At 58.4% G+C, this 18,904-nt stretch carries 15 protein-coding genes; 2 read left to right on the top strand and 13 right to left on the bottom strand.

The window, feature by feature from the left end; genetic code table 11:
- Positions 1-98 precede the first annotated feature (98 nt).
- The 13 genes from CFU_RS00090 to CFU_RS00145 form a co-directional block, all read right to left on the bottom strand.
- Positions 99-785, bottom strand: coding sequence for a DUF5074 domain-containing protein (locus CFU_RS00090; protein WP_014004011.1), 687 nt, complete (start codon positions 783-785; stop codon positions 99-101).
- A 57-nt stretch (positions 786-842) separates the two neighbouring features.
- On the bottom strand, positions 843-2,063 hold the full coding sequence (locus tag CFU_RS00095; protein ID WP_041742838.1) for a hypothetical protein: 1,221 nt from the start codon (positions 2,061-2,063) through the stop codon (positions 843-845).
- Between the two features lie 75 nt (positions 2,064-2,138).
- Positions 2,139-2,783, bottom strand: a complete 645-nt coding sequence (gene tmpT / locus CFU_RS00100; RefSeq protein ID WP_014004013.1) for a thiopurine S-methyltransferase — start codon at positions 2,781-2,783, stop codon at positions 2,139-2,141.
- Between the two features lie 401 nt (positions 2,784-3,184).
- Complete coding sequence (locus tag CFU_RS00105) at positions 3,185-6,178, bottom strand: beta-galactosidase (RefSeq protein ID WP_014004014.1); 2,994 nt, start codon at positions 6,176-6,178, stop codon at positions 3,185-3,187.
- 418 nt (positions 6,179-6,596) lie between these two features.
- Complete coding sequence (locus CFU_RS00110) at positions 6,597-7,163, bottom strand: hypothetical protein (protein WP_041740983.1); 567 nt, start codon at positions 7,161-7,163, stop codon at positions 6,597-6,599.
- 414 nt (positions 7,164-7,577) lie between these two features.
- Positions 7,578-8,642 (bottom strand): SEL1-like repeat protein, encoded by a 1,065-nt coding sequence (locus CFU_RS00115; protein WP_014004016.1) that lies wholly within the window; start codon positions 8,640-8,642, stop codon positions 7,578-7,580.
- Positions 8,639-10,645, bottom strand: coding sequence for a phospholipase D-like domain-containing protein (locus tag CFU_RS00120; RefSeq protein ID WP_014004017.1), 2,007 nt, complete (start codon positions 10,643-10,645; stop codon positions 8,639-8,641). Before CFU_RS00120 ends, CFU_RS00115 begins: the two co-directional genes overlap by 4 nt.
- Positions 10,646-10,740: 95 nt before the next feature.
- Positions 10,741-11,355: a hypothetical protein gene (locus CFU_RS00125; RefSeq protein WP_041740984.1), complete on the bottom strand. Its 615-nt coding sequence runs from the start codon at positions 11,353-11,355 to the stop codon at positions 10,741-10,743.
- A gap of 69 nt (positions 11,356-11,424) precedes the next feature.
- Positions 11,425-14,142: a type VI secretion system Vgr family protein gene (locus CFU_RS00130; RefSeq protein ID WP_014004018.1), complete on the bottom strand. Its 2,718-nt coding sequence runs from the start codon at positions 14,140-14,142 to the stop codon at positions 11,425-11,427.
- Between the two features lie 235 nt (positions 14,143-14,377).
- On the bottom strand, positions 14,378-14,518 hold the full coding sequence (locus CFU_RS24745; protein ID WP_190275204.1) for a hypothetical protein: 141 nt from the start codon (positions 14,516-14,518) through the stop codon (positions 14,378-14,380).
- A gap of 22 nt (positions 14,519-14,540) precedes the next feature.
- Positions 14,541-15,482: a fatty acid desaturase gene (locus CFU_RS00135; RefSeq protein ID WP_014004020.1), complete on the bottom strand. Its 942-nt coding sequence runs from the start codon at positions 15,480-15,482 to the stop codon at positions 14,541-14,543.
- Between the two features lie 3 nt (positions 15,483-15,485).
- Complete coding sequence (locus CFU_RS00140) at positions 15,486-15,716, bottom strand: hypothetical protein (RefSeq protein ID WP_041740985.1); 231 nt, start codon at positions 15,714-15,716, stop codon at positions 15,486-15,488.
- Positions 15,717-16,066: 350 nt separating this feature from the next.
- Entirely contained in the window at positions 16,067-16,699 is a 633-nt protein-coding gene (locus tag CFU_RS00145; protein ID WP_014004021.1) for an ABC transporter ATP-binding protein, read from the bottom strand.
- A gap of 242 nt (positions 16,700-16,941) precedes the next feature.
- Between CFU_RS00145 and CFU_RS00150 the strand changes: the two genes are divergently transcribed.
- Both CFU_RS00150 and CFU_RS00155 read left to right on the top strand, forming a co-directional pair.
- On the top strand, positions 16,942-17,211 hold the full coding sequence (locus CFU_RS00150; protein WP_148264717.1) for a hypothetical protein: 270 nt from the start codon (positions 16,942-16,944) through the stop codon (positions 17,209-17,211).
- Complete coding sequence (locus CFU_RS00155; RefSeq protein ID WP_081466377.1) at positions 17,211-18,890, top strand: PA domain-containing protein; 1,680 nt, start codon at positions 17,211-17,213, stop codon at positions 18,888-18,890. Before CFU_RS00150 ends, CFU_RS00155 begins: the two co-directional genes overlap by 1 nt.
- Positions 18,891-18,904 lie beyond the last annotated feature (14 nt).

Raw genomic sequence — 18,904 nt, forward strand, 5'->3', positions numbered from 1 at the left:
TGAGGTTGGTCAGGACACTGCCTGAATGAGATTGACGTGCGGGGGCCCTCGGCTGCGCCGAAAACGTGGTGGCCCTGCTCGAGGTGCTTCTGGGACGGTTACGAGACGGCTGCTTTCGGACGCCGCACGGCGCGCACCTTGCCGCTGCCGCCGCCGCCGCAATAAAACAGGCCGGCGCCGTCGGATTCGAGCCCGCTGACGTTGGCGCCGGGCGGCATTTCCAGCCGCTCGAGCACGGCGCCGCTGTCCGGGTCGATGCGGCGGATTTCACTTTCGTCGCCTTCCCATGTGCCGTGCCACAGCTCGCCGTCGACCCAGGTCACGCCGGTGACGAAGCGGTTGGACTCGATGGTGCGGAGGATGGCGCCGGTGGCCGGATCGATCTGGTGGATCTTGCGGTCGCGGTGCTGGCCCACCCACAGACTGCCCTCGGCCCAGGCCATTCCGGAGTCGTTGCCGTGGCCGGGCGCCGGGATCGAGGCCAGCACCTTGCCGCTGGCGGGATCGATCTTGTCGATGCGCTGCTCGGCGATCTGATACAGGTGGGTGCCGTCGAAGGCGGTGCCGGCGTCGCAGGGGCAGTCCAGCACGCGCGTCTGCTCGCCGCTGTCGGGATCGAAGGCGATCAGCCTGGCGCCAGTGGCGGCCCAGACGCGCTGGCCGTCGTGGGTCACGCCGGCTACCTGGTTGACGCCGGCGAAAGGGCCGTATTCGCGCACGATCTCTGCCATGCGCGCCTTGGCCTGAGGTTTGTCTTTACTGGGCATACTGGCTTTGCGGGTCATTGCTGTCTCCTTGCGGTTATCATGCAGCGCGCCTCAAAGCGGCGCCGTAAGATCACTCTATTCCATCTGCAGCGCGGCGGGGAGTAACAAGATTGTCGTGAATCCCGCCAGCGGCGGCGACAGCCAGCGCTGCGTCCGCGCCCGCCCTATGGAGCGCACCCGCCCAGCGGCCTCCAGCTCGGCCAGCGCGCGCTGGACGGTGCGCTGGCTGGCGCCTAGGGCCAGCGCCAGGGCCGAGGTCGACCAGGCCGCGCCATCGGCAAGCAGCGCCGCCAGCGATGCCTGGTCGCCGTCGATGGGCGGCGCCAGCAGGACCACGGCGCGCTCGCCGAGCGGCTTGAGTACGAAACCGCGCGCGGTGGCCTCGATCTGCGCCAGTTCTGTGACCAGCGCACGCAAACGGCCGATCTCGACCCGCAGGCGCGCCCGGTGTGTTTCGTCGGGGTGGCGCGTGTTGAACGCGGCCTCAATCAAGGCTTCCCGATCGACATCGCCAGGCCATGCTTCGGCCAGCGCGCGCACCAGGGCGAACAGCACAGGCCGGCGAGCCAGCGGCTGCCAAGCGTTATCTGCACCCAGCCCGCGACGGCAGGCATCGACTACCAGCGCATCGGAAGCCAGCAACGCAGCGACCTCATCAAGGCGCAGCGCCTGCTCGCCGCCGGCAAACAGGCGCCGGGCGGCGGGACGCTCAAGCGCGGCCAGCGCCTCGGCTACCTCGGCCAGCAGCGCCGGCACGCGAGCGCGACCGGCCGCGTCATGCGCCCGGGCCAGCGCCGCCCGGGCCGGGTCTATCCGCAGTGAACGCAGCGCGAGTTCCGCCACAGCCAGCTCAGCCACCGCCGCTAGCGACGGCGGCAGGCTATGTCCATCGAGTTGCGTCAGTGCAGCCTGGGCTTCGTCGAGACGGCCAAGCAGCAACAGCCTGCGCGCCGCAATAAGATGCGCCTGCAACGCATTGGCGTGATCGCCGTGCGCCTCCAGCGTGGCCAGCGCTGTAGCCAGTGCGCGCGGCGAGCTGCCGAGGTCGCGCACGGCCAGCGCCACCTCGGCCTCGGCGACGACGCAGCGAGCGCGCGACAGCTCCTCATGGGCGCCAAAGCCGCGGGCGGCGCGCCGCAGCAGCTCACGGGCGTGCGGATGCTCGCCCAGCTGCGCCATGGCGATACCGCGCAAGGCCAGCGCCGGCGGATCGTCGCGCAGGGCAACACGTTTGAGGGCGCCGAGCGCATCGCCGGCGGCGAGAGCCCGAGCGGAGGCGGCTATCAGGGAATCCATGGCGACAGGATACACCGCCATGCCGATGTCGCGGCGGGCTGATGAGATTGCCGCCGTCGACTGCGCTTTAGTGCTTTATCTGCTGGCTTTTTGAAGGAGCCAGACAGTCTCCGTTGATGCAACCTTCCCCTTCAATCCACCCACGACGTCCCTGATCTCAACGGACGTCAATTGGTAGGCAGCGCCATAATGCCGCCTTACTTCATCCTCGTTCACTGAAAATGGTGGACCGTCGATCTTCGATTGGTCGTATTCGTAAGAGATCAGCAGCTGCGGCGCGGCGTCGGTTATTTGCATCAGGTGCGAGGCATATTGCTTTCGCATGTCTGCCGGCAGCGCAACCAAGGCAGCGCGATCATATATTGCATTTATGGGGCCAAGATATTCCGCAGACACGTCAAAAATATCGCCTACCCATATGTCGATATCGTCGGCGCTGTAGCGGGTCAAATTCCCCACTTTGGAGATGTTCGGCGTCAAGCCGAGTTCTTTGAATAATTCGTCAATTGCTTGTCCGCTCAACTCTGCGCCGGCAACGCGATAACCGTTGGCCAGCAGCCATGCGATATCGCGTGTCTTGCCGCACAACGGCAGGAATACGCGGCTGCCCTTTGCCAGGTTTAACTTTTCAAAATGCGCTGTTAGTAACGGGTTTGCCTCGCTTTGATGGAAATTGATTTCGCCTCGTTTCCATTTTTCATGCCAAAAACTTGCTTCCATATAGGCTCCTTAAACTCTTCATATATATAAATAACATCCTAGCAATTTAATGAATTAAGTCATGCACTAAGTTGTATGCAATGCAAGGATACGAGTTAAAGCTAACTTTAAGTCAAGCCTTATTGCTGCAGATGAAATAATGGATATGACACAAGACGAATGAGAGCAAGCAAGATAGACGGTTTTTGGCTGTACATGGCGCCGCTAGATGCATGCCAGTTGCGCTGCTCTATCGTTTGCTGGATGAAAGCGATACGAGCCTGAATCTGACTACGCTGGCGGGCGTAGCGGTAGCGTTAGAAAAACAATCAAAATAGAACTGGTTCCGGCCTGATTTCGAGCATGACTTTGCCGGGGATGGCATGTGAAGCCCTCTTCTCCCCGGCAAGCCACCTCTTCCGCTACCCCACCTTGGCGAACTTCCAGCTCTGGTTGCCTCCACCATTGTCATCCCACAGCGTAATCGCAGACACATCGGTCGTGCCATAACTGGTAGGCGACGTACCCGAATTGTTGTCGTCGATGACGCGCCCGCTCTGCACACCCTTGATCCCATAGCTCACGCCATCCGGCCGCGGCACCAGCGCGAACTGCTGGTTGGCGCCGCCGTTGCCTTGCCAGATCTCCAGCGCGGTGCCGTTGTCGGTCTTCTGGCCGGTCACGTCTATCACCAGGCCGCTCTTGATGTTGGTCAGCTGCCAGTTGCCGCTGGAAATGGTCAGCCGCCATTGCTGCTCCTGGCCGCCGGTAGCAGCAGCGATGCCGAGGCGGGTGCCGGCGGCCGTGCCGCCCTGGTAGACGCCCAGCATCAGGCTGCTGATGGCGCTGGTGATGGTGTAGACGCCGTTGTTGACGATGGCCGGCAGGAAGCGCCATTGCTGGCTGAACGGCCATTGCTGGCTGGGATTGTCGGCCGGATTGGTGATGACGTTGGCGGTTGCACTGCTGGACGAGATCAACGTCGGCGCCTTGGATGCGCCATTGATGTCCAGCAGCAGCTGGCTTTGCTTGCCGGCCAGGGTGTAGATGCCGGTGCCGACGCCGGCCGCTTTCCAGCTCTGGTTGGCGCCGCCGTTGGCCGCATACAGGATCACCGAGGAGCCCGGCGCCGTGCTGTTGTTGGCGACGTCCAGCGCCGCGCCGGTGCTGGCGTTGACGATCTTCAGGTTGCCGAAGCTGTCGGTGCTTACTGTCCAGCCCTGCGTCGCGGCGGCGCTTAGCGGCTGCACGCCGGGATAGGTGTAGACCGATCCCGCCACCGCCGGCATCACGTCCAGGTACAGGCCGCTGTTGACGTTCTGCAGGAAATAAGTGTTGGCGGCAGGCGGCGGCACCGCTGCCGTGCTGGCGGGGCCGGTGATATTCTGCGGCATGCCGCTCGCACCATAGAAACTCAGGCTGCCTGCGCTGCCCTGGATGAACTCGAACACCACGATCGTATTGCTGCCGCTGGTCAGCCACACGCCGGGACAGTACAACCTCTTCTGCGGACCGGCGGCGGTCCAGTAGCGGCCCAGGTTGTAGCCGTTCACGAAGACATAACCGCTGCCCCAGGCGGACATGTCGATATACATGTCTTGCGGCGTCGCGATGTTGACCGTGGCTTTGGCAAAGAACGGCTGGCTGCCGGCAGGCGCCGTGGCGCTGAAAGTGAGCGCCGCGACCTGCGCCGCCGACAGGGGCGCGAGCGCCATGCTCCAGTTGATCAGCGCAGTGCCGTTGGCGTAGACGTTCAGCGACAATCCCTTGCCCTCGGCATTCATGCCGCCGGCGCCGAAGTTGACCCGCCCGAACGGCATGCAGACGATCTGCAGCGTGGCGTTCGGCGCGGCATTGCTGATCGTCAGGGATGTGGTCGGAGACAACGCGCCGTTGGATGCCGTGCTGAGCACCTGGCTGGAAGCGCGCACGCCGTTGACGAACACCAGGGCATAGTCAGGAGCGCGGTCAAAGGTAAGGGTGAAGTTGCCGCCGGAGGCCGGCAGCGTGGTCTGGTAAACCGCCACGCCGGAAGGATACACCCCCGCGCTGGCCGGCTGGTTCTTGTTCAGCGCCAGCGCCATCGCTTCCATGGTTTGCGGCAGCCGGTTCTGGATAGTCAGGTTGAGGCCGGGCAGCAAGCCGCAATAAGTCAGCTGGCTGCTCGACACCGCCGCGATATCGCCGTCGCTGATATGCGGGATGCCGGCCGGCGTGGCGGCAAACGGCACGCTGTACGACGCGTTGGCGACATAGGCAGCCTGGATCGGCGAAAAGTTCGGATTGGCGCCGCCGGATTCGGATACCGGCGCGCCGTAGTCGTAGGACGTGATGGTGCCCTGGCAGCTCGAATCGCTGACGCCGTTGGAACCGGAGGTAAACCCGAAATTGGTGCCGCCATGCGCCACATACAGCACAAACGAACACTTCGACGTGGTCAGCGCGGTGACCTGGCTCACGAAATCCCCGACATGCAGGGTCTGGCTGGCGTCCCCCCAGTGGCAAATCCAGCCCGGATAACACTCCGCGCCGAACGCGCCTACGCCGTAATTGGCGGCGGCGGTCGCATAATTGCCGGCCGACGCGCCATCCGCGGTCATGCCGTAGGCGGTATTGGCTGGCAGGGTGATATGGTTGTTCTTGAAGCCGCTGGCGTAACCGTCGCACACGCAAAATTTTTCCGCATAGCCGAGCGTCGTCCACTGCTGCGCGATTGCGTTCGGATAAGTGCCGTCATCGGGTGACCAGGAGGTGTACTCGTTCTCCACGGCCACCAGCATGATCGGACCGCCTGCCGCCAAGGTCCGCCCCTTCACGACATTGTTGTAGAGCGCGGTATTCCAGCTGTTGACGGCCGCCATGTAACTGGCGAAGTTGCCGCGGATCTGCAGCTTGCCGGCGCTGTCCCTGAACTGCGGATCGGCCAGCATGCGCGGCGGCAGGCCACCGAAATCCCATTCGGCGCAGACGTAAGGGCCGGGGCGCAGCAGCACCCACATGCCATTCTGCGCGCACAGGTCGATGAAGTGGCCCATGTTCTTGTCGGGCGAGCTGAAGTCGAACGAGCCGTCGGACAGTTCGTGGAAATTCCACATGAGATAGATCGAGATGGTGTTGCAGCCCAGCGCCTTGATCATCTTGATGCGGTGGTCCCAGTATTGCGAAGGGACACGCGCCGGATGGATCTCACCGCCGAAGAACTGGAACGCCGAACCGTCCATGAACCAGTTGCCGCTGCTGTTCCAGGAGAGAGTGTGGTTGCCGCCGCTGGCGAACACGGCGTTGGCGGTATTGCCGGCAGCGGCAAGGGCCTTTGCGCTCGGTGAATTGGTTGGCGCATTGTCCTCGCTGCCGACACCGCAAGCCGCCAATAGCGGCGTGACTACTGCATAACCAAGGAAGTCTCTTCTTTTCATGGTCTGTCTCCGTTTATGAGCTTATCGTCGTTTTTTTGAAGCTACGTCACCTGCTGAGAAAGATTTGCGGGATGGTTTTGTTGCGGCAGCGCGTATCGGGAGGACGGAATGGCGGCGCGCCGGATTAATGATGCGCCGATTGTATGAGGCAGGCCGGTAGATATCCAATGAAGTTTCTCATGGCAGCGATACCGTATTGGGTATTGATTGCGTGGTTTGTGCGGCGTGTTTTTAGGCGGGACTGGCGGGGAATCTGGAGTGGTTAATGTGAAAGAATATTCGGCAATGACATGTGCGAGTTTGTGCACATTCGGTAACTCGCATTGCAGGTGCATTTAACATTTAACCGGCGGTGGACATCGAACTGTATGAGGCCGCAAAACAAAATGTGCGCTTACTTGATCGAATGCGTAGCGCACTATTTTCTTGAAATTTCTACGCTTGTACATGTCCCACTATTACACCAGACAGAAACGCATATTTTCTTTTGCTGCCATTCATATACCTCGTCGCCAAAGTCAAAGCTGCCGTAGTCCGAGGGAGTTCCAGCAATGGCCTTAATTTTTTCAATGGACATTCCCACAAAACGGTCGGAATCTGAGAATTGCGCTAAAAGAGTGGCCTCATCCTTCGCGCGCAGATGCCATGTGTTGTCGGTATCCATCCTGACGCATTTGTTATTGAAGAAGTAGGCAGTGACTGCAGGAATATTGGTTCTCCACATCATGCAATAGTGCCCGTCCATCCTCCCACTCGTATAAGACGGTCCGAGCTGGTTTCTTGCGTAACTGCGCGTCTTCCCCAAAAAATCATTCTCATTAATTGCCTGCCGTGTAGGTTCAGGGAATTTTGTGGAGTCATCACCTTTTCGCCAAAGGAGCAAGCCAAGTAATGCCAGGCTGAGGTTGCGTAGCAAAGAGATAAACAAGCTCAGCAGAAGGATCAATGTTGATTTCAAAGAAGGCACAGCGATGCGCTCCGTCACTAATTCCAGCGCTCGGTATGAAGTATATAAAACTGAAAGGATGCAATTAATATCGTGCATAGCAGAGGTATGGCATTCAATAAGCCTGCGACCCAATATCCAGTCTCACCTTTCTGATCCATCTGCCGCTTGAACTTAACCCAGCTGACAACGGAAAGCATTACACCTGCTGGGGTCAGCACAAAAATCGGGATTACCAGGAATGATAGAGGCACCGATATAACGCAAAGTGCAACGGCGATCCCGTGCTGAGCTACATAATCTTTCCCAAGTTTTTTGGACAAAAACCAGGTAAGAATGACGGGTGGACTACATATCAAAAGTAGCATTAATAACGGGGTCAGCATCAGGTCCTGGGTTCTTTTTTTGTAAATATCCGCAGCGCTTAGTCAATCGTTGGAAACTTCTATCAAATTAGCTTGAAGCGTTTGGCGCGGGCTTTGACAGAACAGGATGTATTTCTTTGGCGGCATTGATCAGATCTTCCGGTTTGCCGCTCCACTGCGGCAATTTGGCCGGCGGCAATGGTAAAACGTTGTCGAGATTAGGAAACCGCAAATCAGGATTGTGTTCCAAGGCATCACCAAATACGTTATAGCGTTCGCTACGTGCCGGATCTATTCCCTGCGGAGAAAGCCCATTAATTTTTCTAAATTCAGCAAATAACGCATTTGCAGCGCCGGCGCTGCCAAATTTCACGCCTTCATGGAAATAATGTAGTGCCTTGGGTTTGTTGTTTTGAATGATGTTGTAATCCCTCCCAAGGGCTTCAGCCGCGTCGCCATTACCTTGTGCAAAGGCACATTCGAGCATTTTGAGGCCGATTACCTCATTGCTCCAACGCTCACGTTCCGGCTCGTCTTTTTCCAGTACGGCATTCAAGCTGCGCCCGACTGTAAATTGTGCATAACTGCTGCCCATGTCAGCGGCCTTTTGCCAAAATGCCCAAGCTGCGGTCGGATCCTTTTTGACTACGAAACCATCGGCATAATAGTTACCCATTACCGCATATGCCAGAGGTACACCCATCCGCATAGCATTTTCTGTCAATGTCATTGCAGCTTCCGGATTGCGAGTTACGAGGACTTTGTTGGAGTCTTTCAAACCCCATACGCCAGTTTGGTATAGCGTAGCCAGATTGTTCATTGCCTTCCAATGTTTACGCTCTGCGGCTTTTGTATAAAGCTCGAGGATGAGTGGCCAGTTACGGTCGTCCTTCCAAAGATCGGGTGTATCCAGAGCCAGTGCTTCCTGATACCAGATCTCTGCCTGTGGATCCAACGGGGGGGCGGCCGTAAGTTCACTCTTGCATGTAAACTCGGTCCGATGGGGATGGAATAATTCAGGAATTTGATTGCGGGGCAAATTGTTATCCATGGAGCAGGCCGTTTGAGAAAGTGGGAAACAAAGAAAGAGTAGAGACAAATAACGGCGCCAGCTGCCGCTTTGCCCGCTTAGCGATTTGAGAAATGACGTCATGCCGAGGCTTCCCCTGTATTGCTGGTGGTTGCAGGAGCTTGCGCCAAACGAACACCCAATCCAGTACCACCGCGTTTATCTGAGAAACTGACAATGTGGTTATTGAGACCACCAATTCCTGAAGTATTTTTTTCTGCTTTATCGATAACCACTGCATTATTCGTCATTCTATCGATCCATAACTTGTGAGTATCTTTAATTGATTTTCCGGTGCCGGCTCCGCCGTTCAAATCATCTCCAGCCAAATTACCCCATATTGTTTGGCGCATTGTTCGCGGCAAAGTTTTATCCATGCAGGCAATATTGATTTCGCTGTCACCTGCCATGCTGCGTAAATTGAGATTCGCGCTGCCTAGTGTAAAAAAGGCATCGTCAATAATCATCAATTTGCTGTGAATATAGATTTCCCGGCATTTACCTTGGCTGCCTTGTGTATAAAGTTTACCAATCAAGACTTGGATGCCAAGTGCTTGCAGATCTGCTGCGCTGACCGGGGGCCGCGCAGCCGAGTCTAAAACATCACCTGCCGCGAGCCGATTTCCGATTTGCGCTCCGAGATCTGATTGTGAAAGGTTTTTCGCAAATTTTTCGAAGAACGAATCGTTTGCCTTCGGTTGCATTTCTCTGGAACTCTTGACGCCGGCATCATATTTTTTGATGCTTTTACCCTCGCCCAGTTCCGCAATGGTGTCGTAAGTACGTGGCACCATGCCGCCCTTCTCGGGCTCAGGTATGAGGATAAACACAAACAATGCAGGAACCGGAAGTGGTGCTTTGGCATCTTTCATACCTTGGGTATATTTCAGACGCATCGCTTTCAGGTGTTCGGCCCAAGGCGTATGTTGAAAATACTGGTTTTCAATATAGATATAGTTACGCGCCTGGCTGGTCGCCAGCCAGTAGATATCCTGAATGGTTTTATCCTTTTCTTCAGGTTGCGTACGGACGATCTGGGAGATATGCTTGTCCGAACCTACCGGCGGGACGAATTGGTCCCCTTTGAACCGCGCTCGTAGCGCAGACAGCGATCCTGCAGAAGGAGTGGTATCCCATTCCATTTTGGCACGATCCCATGCCGTAGAAAAATTACGATTCAAACAAAATAGGGCTGGGCCCTGCACTCTGATTGCATAGTCGCGATAAGGTTTCAGGCGCAGGCTGAGATTGGAGCTATCAGTTGTCCCTTCCCACTGATAGCCGCGCAACGGATCATCGTAAATATGTTTAGGTGTGTCCCAGTAATCGGTGGTTGAATTTAGTCCCATCACATACCCCACCGAAGTAGGACCAGGGCATTCATAGTCGATCAGGATGGGTTTTTGATGGTGCGTCGGCACTTTCTTTAATCCCGCAATTTCAATGGACGTATAGCCATTGGTTTCGCCCTGCATGCTTTGCTCAACGGAATCGGCGCTTTGACAACGGTGACGCACGTGCAAATTCGGCATCTTCCCTGTGATGGCTTTTTCCCACCAGTCGACACAATGTTTCGCGCGCTCAGGTGTTTGGCTGAAGGCCCTGTAATAGTTTGCGAGATCAGGATCGTCCTTGTCATTGAAGGCCCTGATAACGCGTTGGAGCTCGTCCTTGTTGGTATAGCCAGGCAGATTATTTGCCATAAGTCCGAGTTGCTTGCCGATACCGGCGGGATACCACACCATCAATCGAACGATCCTACCTTTGGCAGCGACCTGGGATAACAGATCGCCATACGTCAGTCCGCGCGGCCAGGTTCCGCCCTGGCGTTTTCCGATCTCCATGCCCGGGTCGAACCCCCAGCAAACCAGGTCGACGGTTTTTTGTGCCGCTTGAATATCTTCAACGATCTTTGGAAATGCGTTCGACGCGCAAACAAAAAAATCCAGATGGTTTGCAGAAATTGGATGATCCCAAGGGTTGTTGATATTCTCGAGCAACCACTGCTTGCTGATATTGGCCTCGCGGGACAATTCATCAATATGAAATTCCCCGGTTCGAAACAGCTTGTTGACATCTGGCGGCATGGTGTTCTGTGTCCTTCAAATCGTTGAGAGCGAATCAGTCTCAAGTGGTTTTCGATTTATTAACGCGATGTTGGATTACTTAGGGCAGCATCAGTTTATTTTTTTTCCAGGGGTAGAATTTCTGGGACTGGCATGCCGGTTTTCCAGTCCAGGAAAATGGCGATATAACGGGTTTTTTGTATGGTATCGGCGTTCAATGCGCGCGGCGGCAGCGTTCCCACATCAAATACGTGACTTTTTCCTCTGCTCTGTGCATCTTCTAGAAACGCGCCCCAGTAGTCAGTAATGCCTTTGGTGACATCTTTGAGGGTCGCTGCGTCACTCTTGCTGAAATCGACCTGATACACGACCAGATCGTTCCCGATTTTGTAGAGGCATGGAGTATCGATTCCATCGGCAAAAGTATCCGAGCCGCCAGGCTGCGTGGTCTTTAATTCGATCGGAACACGCGTCCCGCTGGCTAGTCCCGTATGCCAGGCTTTGTCATTATCTATCGCCACGGTAAAGATGGGTTCGCCTGGTACGTATGTCGGGATATTCAACACATATCGGCTTATTTCAGCCAATCCGCGCGGCTCGGTAATGGGAGCGACCCGATATGTTCCTGCCATGTCTTTGCATTCTTTCGGTATGGCGGAAAGCGCCGCTTGCGAAAACGTCATGATGCTCAATGCAAGCAAACTCTTGGAAATCTGACGGCGATAGTTCATTGTTGTTCCAAGCTTTGTAATGGATAAAATAATTTCCTGGAGACCTACTCAGGGCCAGGGATTGTTTTTCTACACTTGCGATGTCAGTCCGTCCGATGCGTCGCCCAAATCGCGGAATCCAAGATTGGAGATACGCTGCGGTTCTTCTTTGTTTTCCGGATTCACTGGCAAGGCAAGACTGCTGCCTTCGCTCAATTTCACTTCATATTTACTGGTCGGAATGTGATCTTTCACCACGATACGTCCCCATTCGTCGGTGACGCCGTGTTCTACCAGAGCGCCATCGCGATACAGTTCATAAGGTTCAGGGATACTGTGACTCTGCCCCGCCAAGGTGTGCAGGTTAAAAACCATTTGTTCTGGCATTTTCACCGGAACCGGCAATTTTGGCGTCGACAGATTGGCTGGTCCCGGCAGACTATGTGTAGCGGCATGCGCCACATAGATGCCGTTTGTCCCATGCTCGATTCCCGCCGCGTTGTACTTGACGTAGCTGCCGCCGCCGTTAATCATCACCTCTTCCTTGGCGACGATGGTAATGCGATTGGCGGTGTGCGTGATATTGAGCTTGGCAAGAATATTGATGCCGTTGGTCAGCGCCTGCACGTCAATGTCGCCTCCGGCCGCAATCATCTTCATGCCGGCTTTGTACACGAACAGCCTGAAGGTCTGACGGATGCTGGCAAACAGGCTGTCGCCGCTGGCGATGGATAAACTCTTGCCGGTAGTGATCGCGGTGTTCTGGCCGCTGGCGATGTGGGTGCTGCCGCTTGTCGTCGATTCGATGCCGGCAGGACTGGCCAGCACCAGGTGCGGTGACGACAGCTCTGGGAAATTGCCATCGCCACCAGCGCCACTACCCTTGATCGCATCATTCTGCGCCTTCAGGATTTTGGCGATATCAACTTGCTGCCCTTGCTTTTCCTGCGCCCCCGCCTGCCGCGCCATATCGGCCAGCGTCTCGTGCTGATCGCGCGCAGAAGTGAGGCGCTGCACCGTCTCACCCATGTCCTTGATATGCGAAGCGGCATTGCCGCGCGCTTCGGTAGTGATCAGCATTCCCTTGGCCGAGCGCACCACGCCGTGACCATCGGTGCGCAATTCCCAGCCTTCGCCGCGCGCATCTTTGCGCCCCGCATTGTCTTCGATGCGAGTGATATGCCCCAGGCTTAGCTGGCTGTGCTGATGATCGCTCTTGAGCTGCGCCTGGATTTTTCCGTTGGAGTCGTCGAGGATCAGATGATTGCTGCGGCCGCCTGGCTGATTGCCGCCATTGGGCGTCAGCTCGCGGCTCCTGAAGCCCATCAGCGGCTGCTGGGTCGCCAGTTTCCACGGCGGCATGTTGCGCTGGTTGTAGACGCTGCCGGTGACGATAGGCCGGTCCGGATTGCCGTCCAGCCATTGCACGACGCATTCCGATCCGACGCGCGGAATCGATTTGGCGCCCAGCTCGCCGCCGGCCCATGAGCTGGCGACGCGCACCCAGGCCGAACTCTTCTCATCGTTATTGCCGATGCGGTCCCAATGGAACTGCACGCGGATGCGGCCGTATTCGTCGGTATGGATGCTGCCCTGTCCTGAAGGGCCGACCACCGTGACAGTCTGCGGCGACAGGATCTTGGTGGCGACGCTGTTGAAACCGCGACCCGGCCGCCATGGGATGCTCTTGCGGATGCAGGTCAGGCGGTTGCTGTAGTCGGCTTTCTGGTCGGCCTGCTGCAGGTAATTGTTGCTCGCAACGTGGTGCACGGAAAGAATCAGGAATTCATTCTTGCCCGCTTCCTCATGGCTGCCGAACGGGTTGAAGGCAAAGTGCCCTGTCAATTGATACCAGCGCCCGGGCAGGACCGAACGGTTATTGCCTGCTGCTTCAAAGTGTTTGCCCGCCGCTTCGATTTCTTCCATACGCAAGCGCGACAGTTTGTCGGCATCCTGCGCGTTCTTGACGCCGTAAGCGCCGACATATTCATAAGATTCGATATCGAGAACATTGCCCTGCTTGTTCAGCGTCGGCACGCCGGCATTGATCGGCACCGGGCTCTTGAAATTGAATCCCGACAGCGATACCGAGCCGGGCACGATCTGCCGCACCGGCGAAAACTCGCCTATGCCGTCTTCCTCGATGGCGCCGCCGTGGCGCTGGAAGCGGATTTCGGGGCCGCCGTCGATCGCCGCTGCCTGAGTGGAATCGTCCGTGATGACCAGCTTGTGGCCTTGCGCGCTATGCTCGTAGTAATACAGCAGGCCGGCAGCTTCCAGGCGGCGGTGCACGTAGTTGCTGTCGGATTCGTTGAACTGGAAGGCATCGGTCATTGCGGGATCTTCGCCGCTGACGCGGAAATCCCAGTCAGGCAGCGTGCCGTAGTCGCTGAAGATGCTGTCGAGCTGCTCGCGCAGGGTCTTGCCGTGGAAAATGAAGTTGTCCTTGCGCAGGTGCAGGTACTGCAGCCACGGTCCGAGCCTGGCCTGGTAGAAGCTGATGCTGCCGTCGGTGCGGATCAGGCGGAATTCAAAACAGTAGCCGCTGAAGTAGCGCAGGCTGCCGTCGGCGCGCACCAGTTCTACGGTGAACAGCTTGCCTTGCAAATCCTTGAGCGCGAGGCCGGCGTCGTCTGACAGCAGCTCAACGGTGAAGGCAAAATCGCGCGACAGGCTTTCGACGGCGTCGAGCTTGTTGACCAGCAGCTGCGCTTGCGGGCCGTCGTCGTGCGGGAAGGAGAGGCGCAATATACGATCATGCTGCCGGCCTTGTATCAAGGCGGACAGGGATTGAAGCAGGCTGCTCATGAGGGGTTCCCCGAAATGGAACTGCTACCGACAAAATATTATTTTAACAACATATTGTGCGGATATGCCAATTGATAAATATTCCACAATCATACCTGCTGCCATCCTTAATTGCTAAGGAGAAATGTCTGCGGGCGGGGGATTTTGCAAGAATTCACACTCTTGTTGTATATGAAGCGCAGCCGGGGCCGGTTTGAAAAGACGCCTCTGGAGGAAATAGAAACGCCGAACAGCACTATGTCGGTAGTCGACAGCGCCCTTCCAGCGTGCGCTGCAGCGCCAGCGCGAAGCCGGCCAGCGGTGCGACGCCCGGCCTCAGTGCAGGACCGGCGGCGCTCGCCGGTTTGGGAGGTAAGACATTGGTTTGCGTAGTCATGGCGTTTCCCCGACGTTAATCGTTATTGAAAAGTTTCTGGTCCAGCGGATCGGCGCTCTGGCGTTGGCGGATATCCCAGGCCAGGCCGAGCAGTCCTAACAGCCGGATCACCCAGGCGGTGGTGTCGATCTGCCAGAAATGGAAATCGTTGTGCGCCAGCGCCGGGTTGGCGTGATGGTTGTTGTGCCAGCCGCCGCCGGCCGACACCAGCGCCAGCCAGCCGATGTTGCCGCTGGTGTCGCGCGTCTGGTTGGGCCGCTTGCCGAAGGTATGGCCGATCGAATTGACCGCCCAGGTCACTTGGTCGAGCAGGAATATCCGGGCCAGCCCCCCCCCACAGCAGGCCGCCGATCGTGCCTTCGATACCGCTCAGGGCGGCGCCGATTGCGGTCGGCAGCGCCAGGCCGAGCAAGACCCAGATCAGGTAGTGCTGGTTGACGAACAGCACCAGCTTGCTGCCGAACAGGTCCGGTACGTAGGTACTCCAGTTGCTGCGCTTGACGGTAAACAGCCAGCCGACGTGGCCGTGCCACAAAGCCTTGATGCGGCCGCGCAGGCCAGGCGACAGCACCCGCGGCGAATGCGGATCGCCGTCCTGGTCGGTGAAGACGTGGTGCATGCGGTGCGTCGCCGCCCAGAACAGGATGGGCCCTTGCGCCGCCATGCAGCCGAGGATGCCGATAACGGCGGTCACGACCGGTCCGGCCTTGAACGCGCGGTGCGAAAAGAAGCGGTGCAAACCGCCCTCGACGCCGAACGACGTCAGGAAATACATGGCGCCGAGCAGGATCATGTCTTGCTGCTTGAAGCCGAACTGGATCGAATACCACAGCGCGGCGACGAAACCGACGGCGGGCGTCAGCACGGTCAGGTAAGCCAGCCTGCGCGCCTTGCTATCGCCGTCCCTGAGCGCTTGCACTTTCTCGCCAGGCGCTGCGGCAGCGGGATTTTTGGTATCGGTCACTGCTTACCCCTGTTGGAAAAGTGTGGTGCTGTCGGTTTCCGTTGCCGTTGCGGAGGGCGTTGGACGGGCCTTGGCGTACGCCAGCGAGCCGGCGTTGAAGGCATCGCGACAGGCGCTGCGGCGCAGGATGGCGTCCATGTCGATATCCTGCGCGGCCGCGGCGATCGAAGATTCCGGACCGCTTTGGCCATGGGCAAACGCTAGCGCTTCGCTGATGCTCAAGCTGGATGTCATTCGATACTCCGTATTTAATTGCCAGGCAAAGGCCGTGCGACCGAGACCGGATGTGGTCTCGATCACGCCACGCCGTGCTGCGGCACAGCGGGGGAACCCGCTGATGCGCACGATCGGCTCAATCTACGAAACGACTATATGGATTAGCTTGTTCCGTGTCTGTTGCGGCAGCGGCCAATTTGATTGCTGCGCGAGACAATTTGCGGTTGCGCGCGGTTCCAGGCATTGGAATGCGCATATCGATCTGCGGATTATTCATATGGCAAGGAGCGGAAAACGCGGCCCTTGCCATATTCATATCGGCGGCGATCTCGTTGCGAGATTGCCGAGGACAACTATGTAGGCCTGGCTCAATCCCCCAGCTCTATCAACGCTGCCAGCGGCACGCCTTCCGGCGCTTCATACAACGCAATCACCCAGGCTTGCGCCGGATTGGCCGCGGCCTGGTTGAGTCTCTTGACGACGAAGTTGATGGACGCCTTGTCCAGTCCGGCAAACGGATCGTCCAGCAAATTGAGCCGGGCGCCGGCGGCAAACGCTGCAGCCAGCCAGACTTTCCGTTTGCTGCCGGTAGACAGCATGAACAGCTTCTTGTCCAGATGCGGCGTTAGCGACAAGCCTTTAGCCAAACCGGGCAGCAGCGTATCGTCAAAGCCGGGATACGCCGCGTGCAGCGATACGAAATAGTCACGCGCCGTCATCTGGTCGAAGGCTTCCGAACGCGGATCCACCCAGAATACCTGCCGCCGATAGAGATCCGGCTGTGCTTCCAGGGATATGTCGTTGAGGTGCAATTGGCCGCCCTGGGCCGCCAGGTCGCCCGCCAGCAAGCGCAGCAGGCTGCTCTTGCCCCGGCCGTCGCCGCCGCGCACCAGCGTCACGCCGGCGGGGATTTCCGCCGACCAGTTGCTGAACAATTCCCGTTCTGGGTAATGAAAAGTCAGGCCGGCGGCCTCGAGGATAGCTGTGGGGTGCTGTTTCATGGTCTTGGTTTTCAGGTTTCCGTGCAGTTCCGCTTGCCTGGGATTGTAGAGGAAAGCATATGTGTATAAATAATTTGCTCATTTATGGCCCTTTCTTTTGTCTCGCGGGGCAACCCAAATGAGAATCAGAGAAAGAGTCTCGTCGCCGTGATGCGCGGTTTAGTACGAGATCCATCCGTAAGAACCGGTATCACCTACCGTTCCCGCAGGAACAAGCAAGGCCTCACAAAGGAATCTCGGCAATGAATATGCATACCAGGTACACATGTAGCGGTTTGTTGGGTTTGTCGCTGGCTTTCGCAGCGGCATCTGCATCGGCTGTAGATCAGCCGGCCAATGCCCCCAAGGCAGGTTCGGTGGCCCAGAACCAGGCCAAGCGTGCCGGCGACGGCGTCGAACTGGTGGAAACGGCGCCTTCGCCGCTGGTCGCGGTGAAAGGAGCGGACGGCCGTGTCGTGGTGCAGCACTCTAACGACACGGTAGCGTCGCAAAAGAAAAACGAGGTGCGCTGATGAAAACCCTCGCTTGCTGTGCCGGACTTGTCGTCCTTCTTGCTGGTATGCCGGCGGCCCATGCCGCCGATTTTGTCCTGGTCAACCAGGATCCTCCCGGGGCTGGACTGAATGACCTGACCGCGGCGGCGCCGGTGGGCGGCAATCCTGGCAAGACCCTGGGCGAACAACGCCGGCTGGTCTATCAGTTTGCCCTCGAGATGTACGGCGCGCTGCTCAACAGCGCAGTGCCGGTGCGGGTGCAGGCCTCGTTCGCGTCGCTGGGCCAGAATTCCGCCGGCAACAATATCCTGGGCCAGGCCGGCCCGATCAACAGTTACCGCGATTTCGCCAATGCGCCGCTGGCCAATACCTGGTACAACGCCGCGCTCGCCAATGCCTTGCGCGGCGCCCAGAACAACCCGGGCAAAGACGATATCCAGTCGCAGTTCACCACCGACATCGACGTCGGCGCCGCCGGCCAAGGCTGGTATTACGGGCTGGATGGCCGTACGCCCAAGGGCCAGACCAATTTCCTGGATGTGGTGACCCATGAAATCGGCCACGGCCTGGGTTTTACCGGCGATAACGCAACCGCGCGCGCCGCGGCTGATCCGAGCCGCATCTACAACCGCTACATGCGCAGCGCCGGCGGACTCGACTGGAATGCGATGAGCGACGCTCAGCGCGCTGCCGCCCGCATCAGCGACAAGCTGGTGTGGACTGGGCCGCAGGTAACGATCGAAGTGCCGATGAAGCTGCAGCCGGAGATTGCCTTGCAGATTTCGGCGCCGGCCGCCGCGGCAGGATATAACCCTTACGCCACCGCAGATTTCGGCGCCCCAGCCAGCAGCGCGGCGTTCAGCGGCAGCGTGGTGCTGGCGACTTATACCGATGCCGGCAATGTAGTGCATACCGACGGCTGCCTGCCGATCACCAACGGTGCGGCGCTCGCCGGCCGGATCGCCCTGATCGACCGCGGCGTCTGCAATTTCTCGCAGAAGACGCTGTACGCCCAGCAGGCTGGCGCGGTGGCGGTGATCATCGCCAGCAACAAGCCTGACGCGCTGGCGCCGATGGCGGCAGGAGACGCCAACGTGGCGGCGCTGATCACCATCCCGACCGTGCTGGTGACGCAGGCGCTGGGCAACCAGCTCAAGGCCAACCTGCAAGGGCTGGCTGCGGCCGGCATCGGTCCCTATGCAGACCGCCACCTGGCTGCGGTGCTGGTGGACGGCGTCGACGGCGCCGGCCATGCGGTGCAGCGCGTCAAGCTCTACGCCCCCCCTGGGTTCCTGCCGGGATCGACGATCTCGCATTTCGACCAGCTGACCGTGCCGACCGCGCTGATGGCGCCCAGCGCCAGCGCTACCGTGATCGCCCAGGCCGACCTCGACCTGACGCCGGCGCTGTTCATGGATATCGGCTGGACCGTCAACCGCGGCCCGCTGAGCCTGCTCGATTGCGCCACCAGCGTGCCGATTTCTTCCCCGGGCGGCCTGATCCCAGGCGCCAACGCTCTCACCAACCTGAAGCTGTGCGCCAAGACTTCGGCCACCGTCGGCGACTATCGCGACTGCACCGGCCGTTATGTGCAATCGCGGCTGGAAGCCAGGCTGTTCAAACCGGCGCAGGCGCAGAGCCTGAAGATGTGCCTGGTCGGCAGCAAGGCGGATGCGCAATACGCGGCCTGGCATTGAGCTGTTCCTGTCTT

It is taken from the genome of Collimonas fungivorans Ter331 (genome assembly GCF_000221045.1).
GTDB classification, from domain to species: Bacteria; Pseudomonadota; Gammaproteobacteria; order Burkholderiales; family Burkholderiaceae_D; genus Collimonas; species Collimonas fungivorans_A.

Bases quoted from the DNA above. Each gene is read 5' to 3' on its own strand.
- CFU_RS00140 (WP_041740985.1), bottom strand. From the start codon at position 15,716: ATGACATCCAGCTTGAGCATCAGCGAAGCGCTAGCGTTTGCCCATGGC.
- CFU_RS00095 (WP_041742838.1), bottom strand. From the start codon at position 2,063: ATGGATTCCCTGATAGCCGCCTCCGCTCGGGCTCTCGCCGCCGGCGAT.
- tmpT (WP_014004013.1), bottom strand. From the start codon at position 2,783: ATGGAAGCAAGTTTTTGGCATGAAAAATGGAAACGAGGCGAAATCAAT.
- CFU_RS00145 (WP_014004021.1), bottom strand. From the start codon at position 16,699: ATGAAACAGCACCCCACAGCTATCCTCGAGGCCGCCGGCCTGACTTTT.
- CFU_RS00130 (WP_014004018.1), bottom strand. From the start codon at position 14,142: ATGAGCAGCCTGCTTCAATCCCTGTCCGCCTTGATACAAGGCCGGCAG.
- CFU_RS00115 (WP_014004016.1), bottom strand. From the start codon at position 8,642: ATGACGTCATTTCTCAAATCGCTAAGCGGGCAAAGCGGCAGCTGGCGC.
- CFU_RS00155 (WP_081466377.1), top strand. From the start codon at position 17,211: ATGAAAACCCTCGCTTGCTGTGCCGGACTTGTCGTCCTTCTTGCTGGT.
- CFU_RS00150 (WP_148264717.1), top strand. From the start codon at position 16,942: ATGAATATGCATACCAGGTACACATGTAGCGGTTTGTTGGGTTTGTCG.
- CFU_RS24745 (WP_190275204.1), bottom strand. From the start codon at position 14,518: ATGACTACGCAAACCAATGTCTTACCTCCCAAACCGGCGAGCGCCGCC.
- CFU_RS00120 (WP_014004017.1), bottom strand. From the start codon at position 10,645: ATGCCGCCAGATGTCAACAAGCTGTTTCGAACCGGGGAATTTCATATT.
- CFU_RS00105 (WP_014004014.1), bottom strand. From the start codon at position 6,178: ATGAAAAGAAGAGACTTCCTTGGTTATGCAGTAGTCACGCCGCTATTG.
- CFU_RS00090 (WP_014004011.1), bottom strand. From the start codon at position 785: ATGACCCGCAAAGCCAGTATGCCCAGTAAAGACAAACCTCAGGCCAAG.
- CFU_RS00125 (WP_041740984.1), bottom strand. From the start codon at position 11,355: ATGAACTATCGCCGTCAGATTTCCAAGAGTTTGCTTGCATTGAGCATC.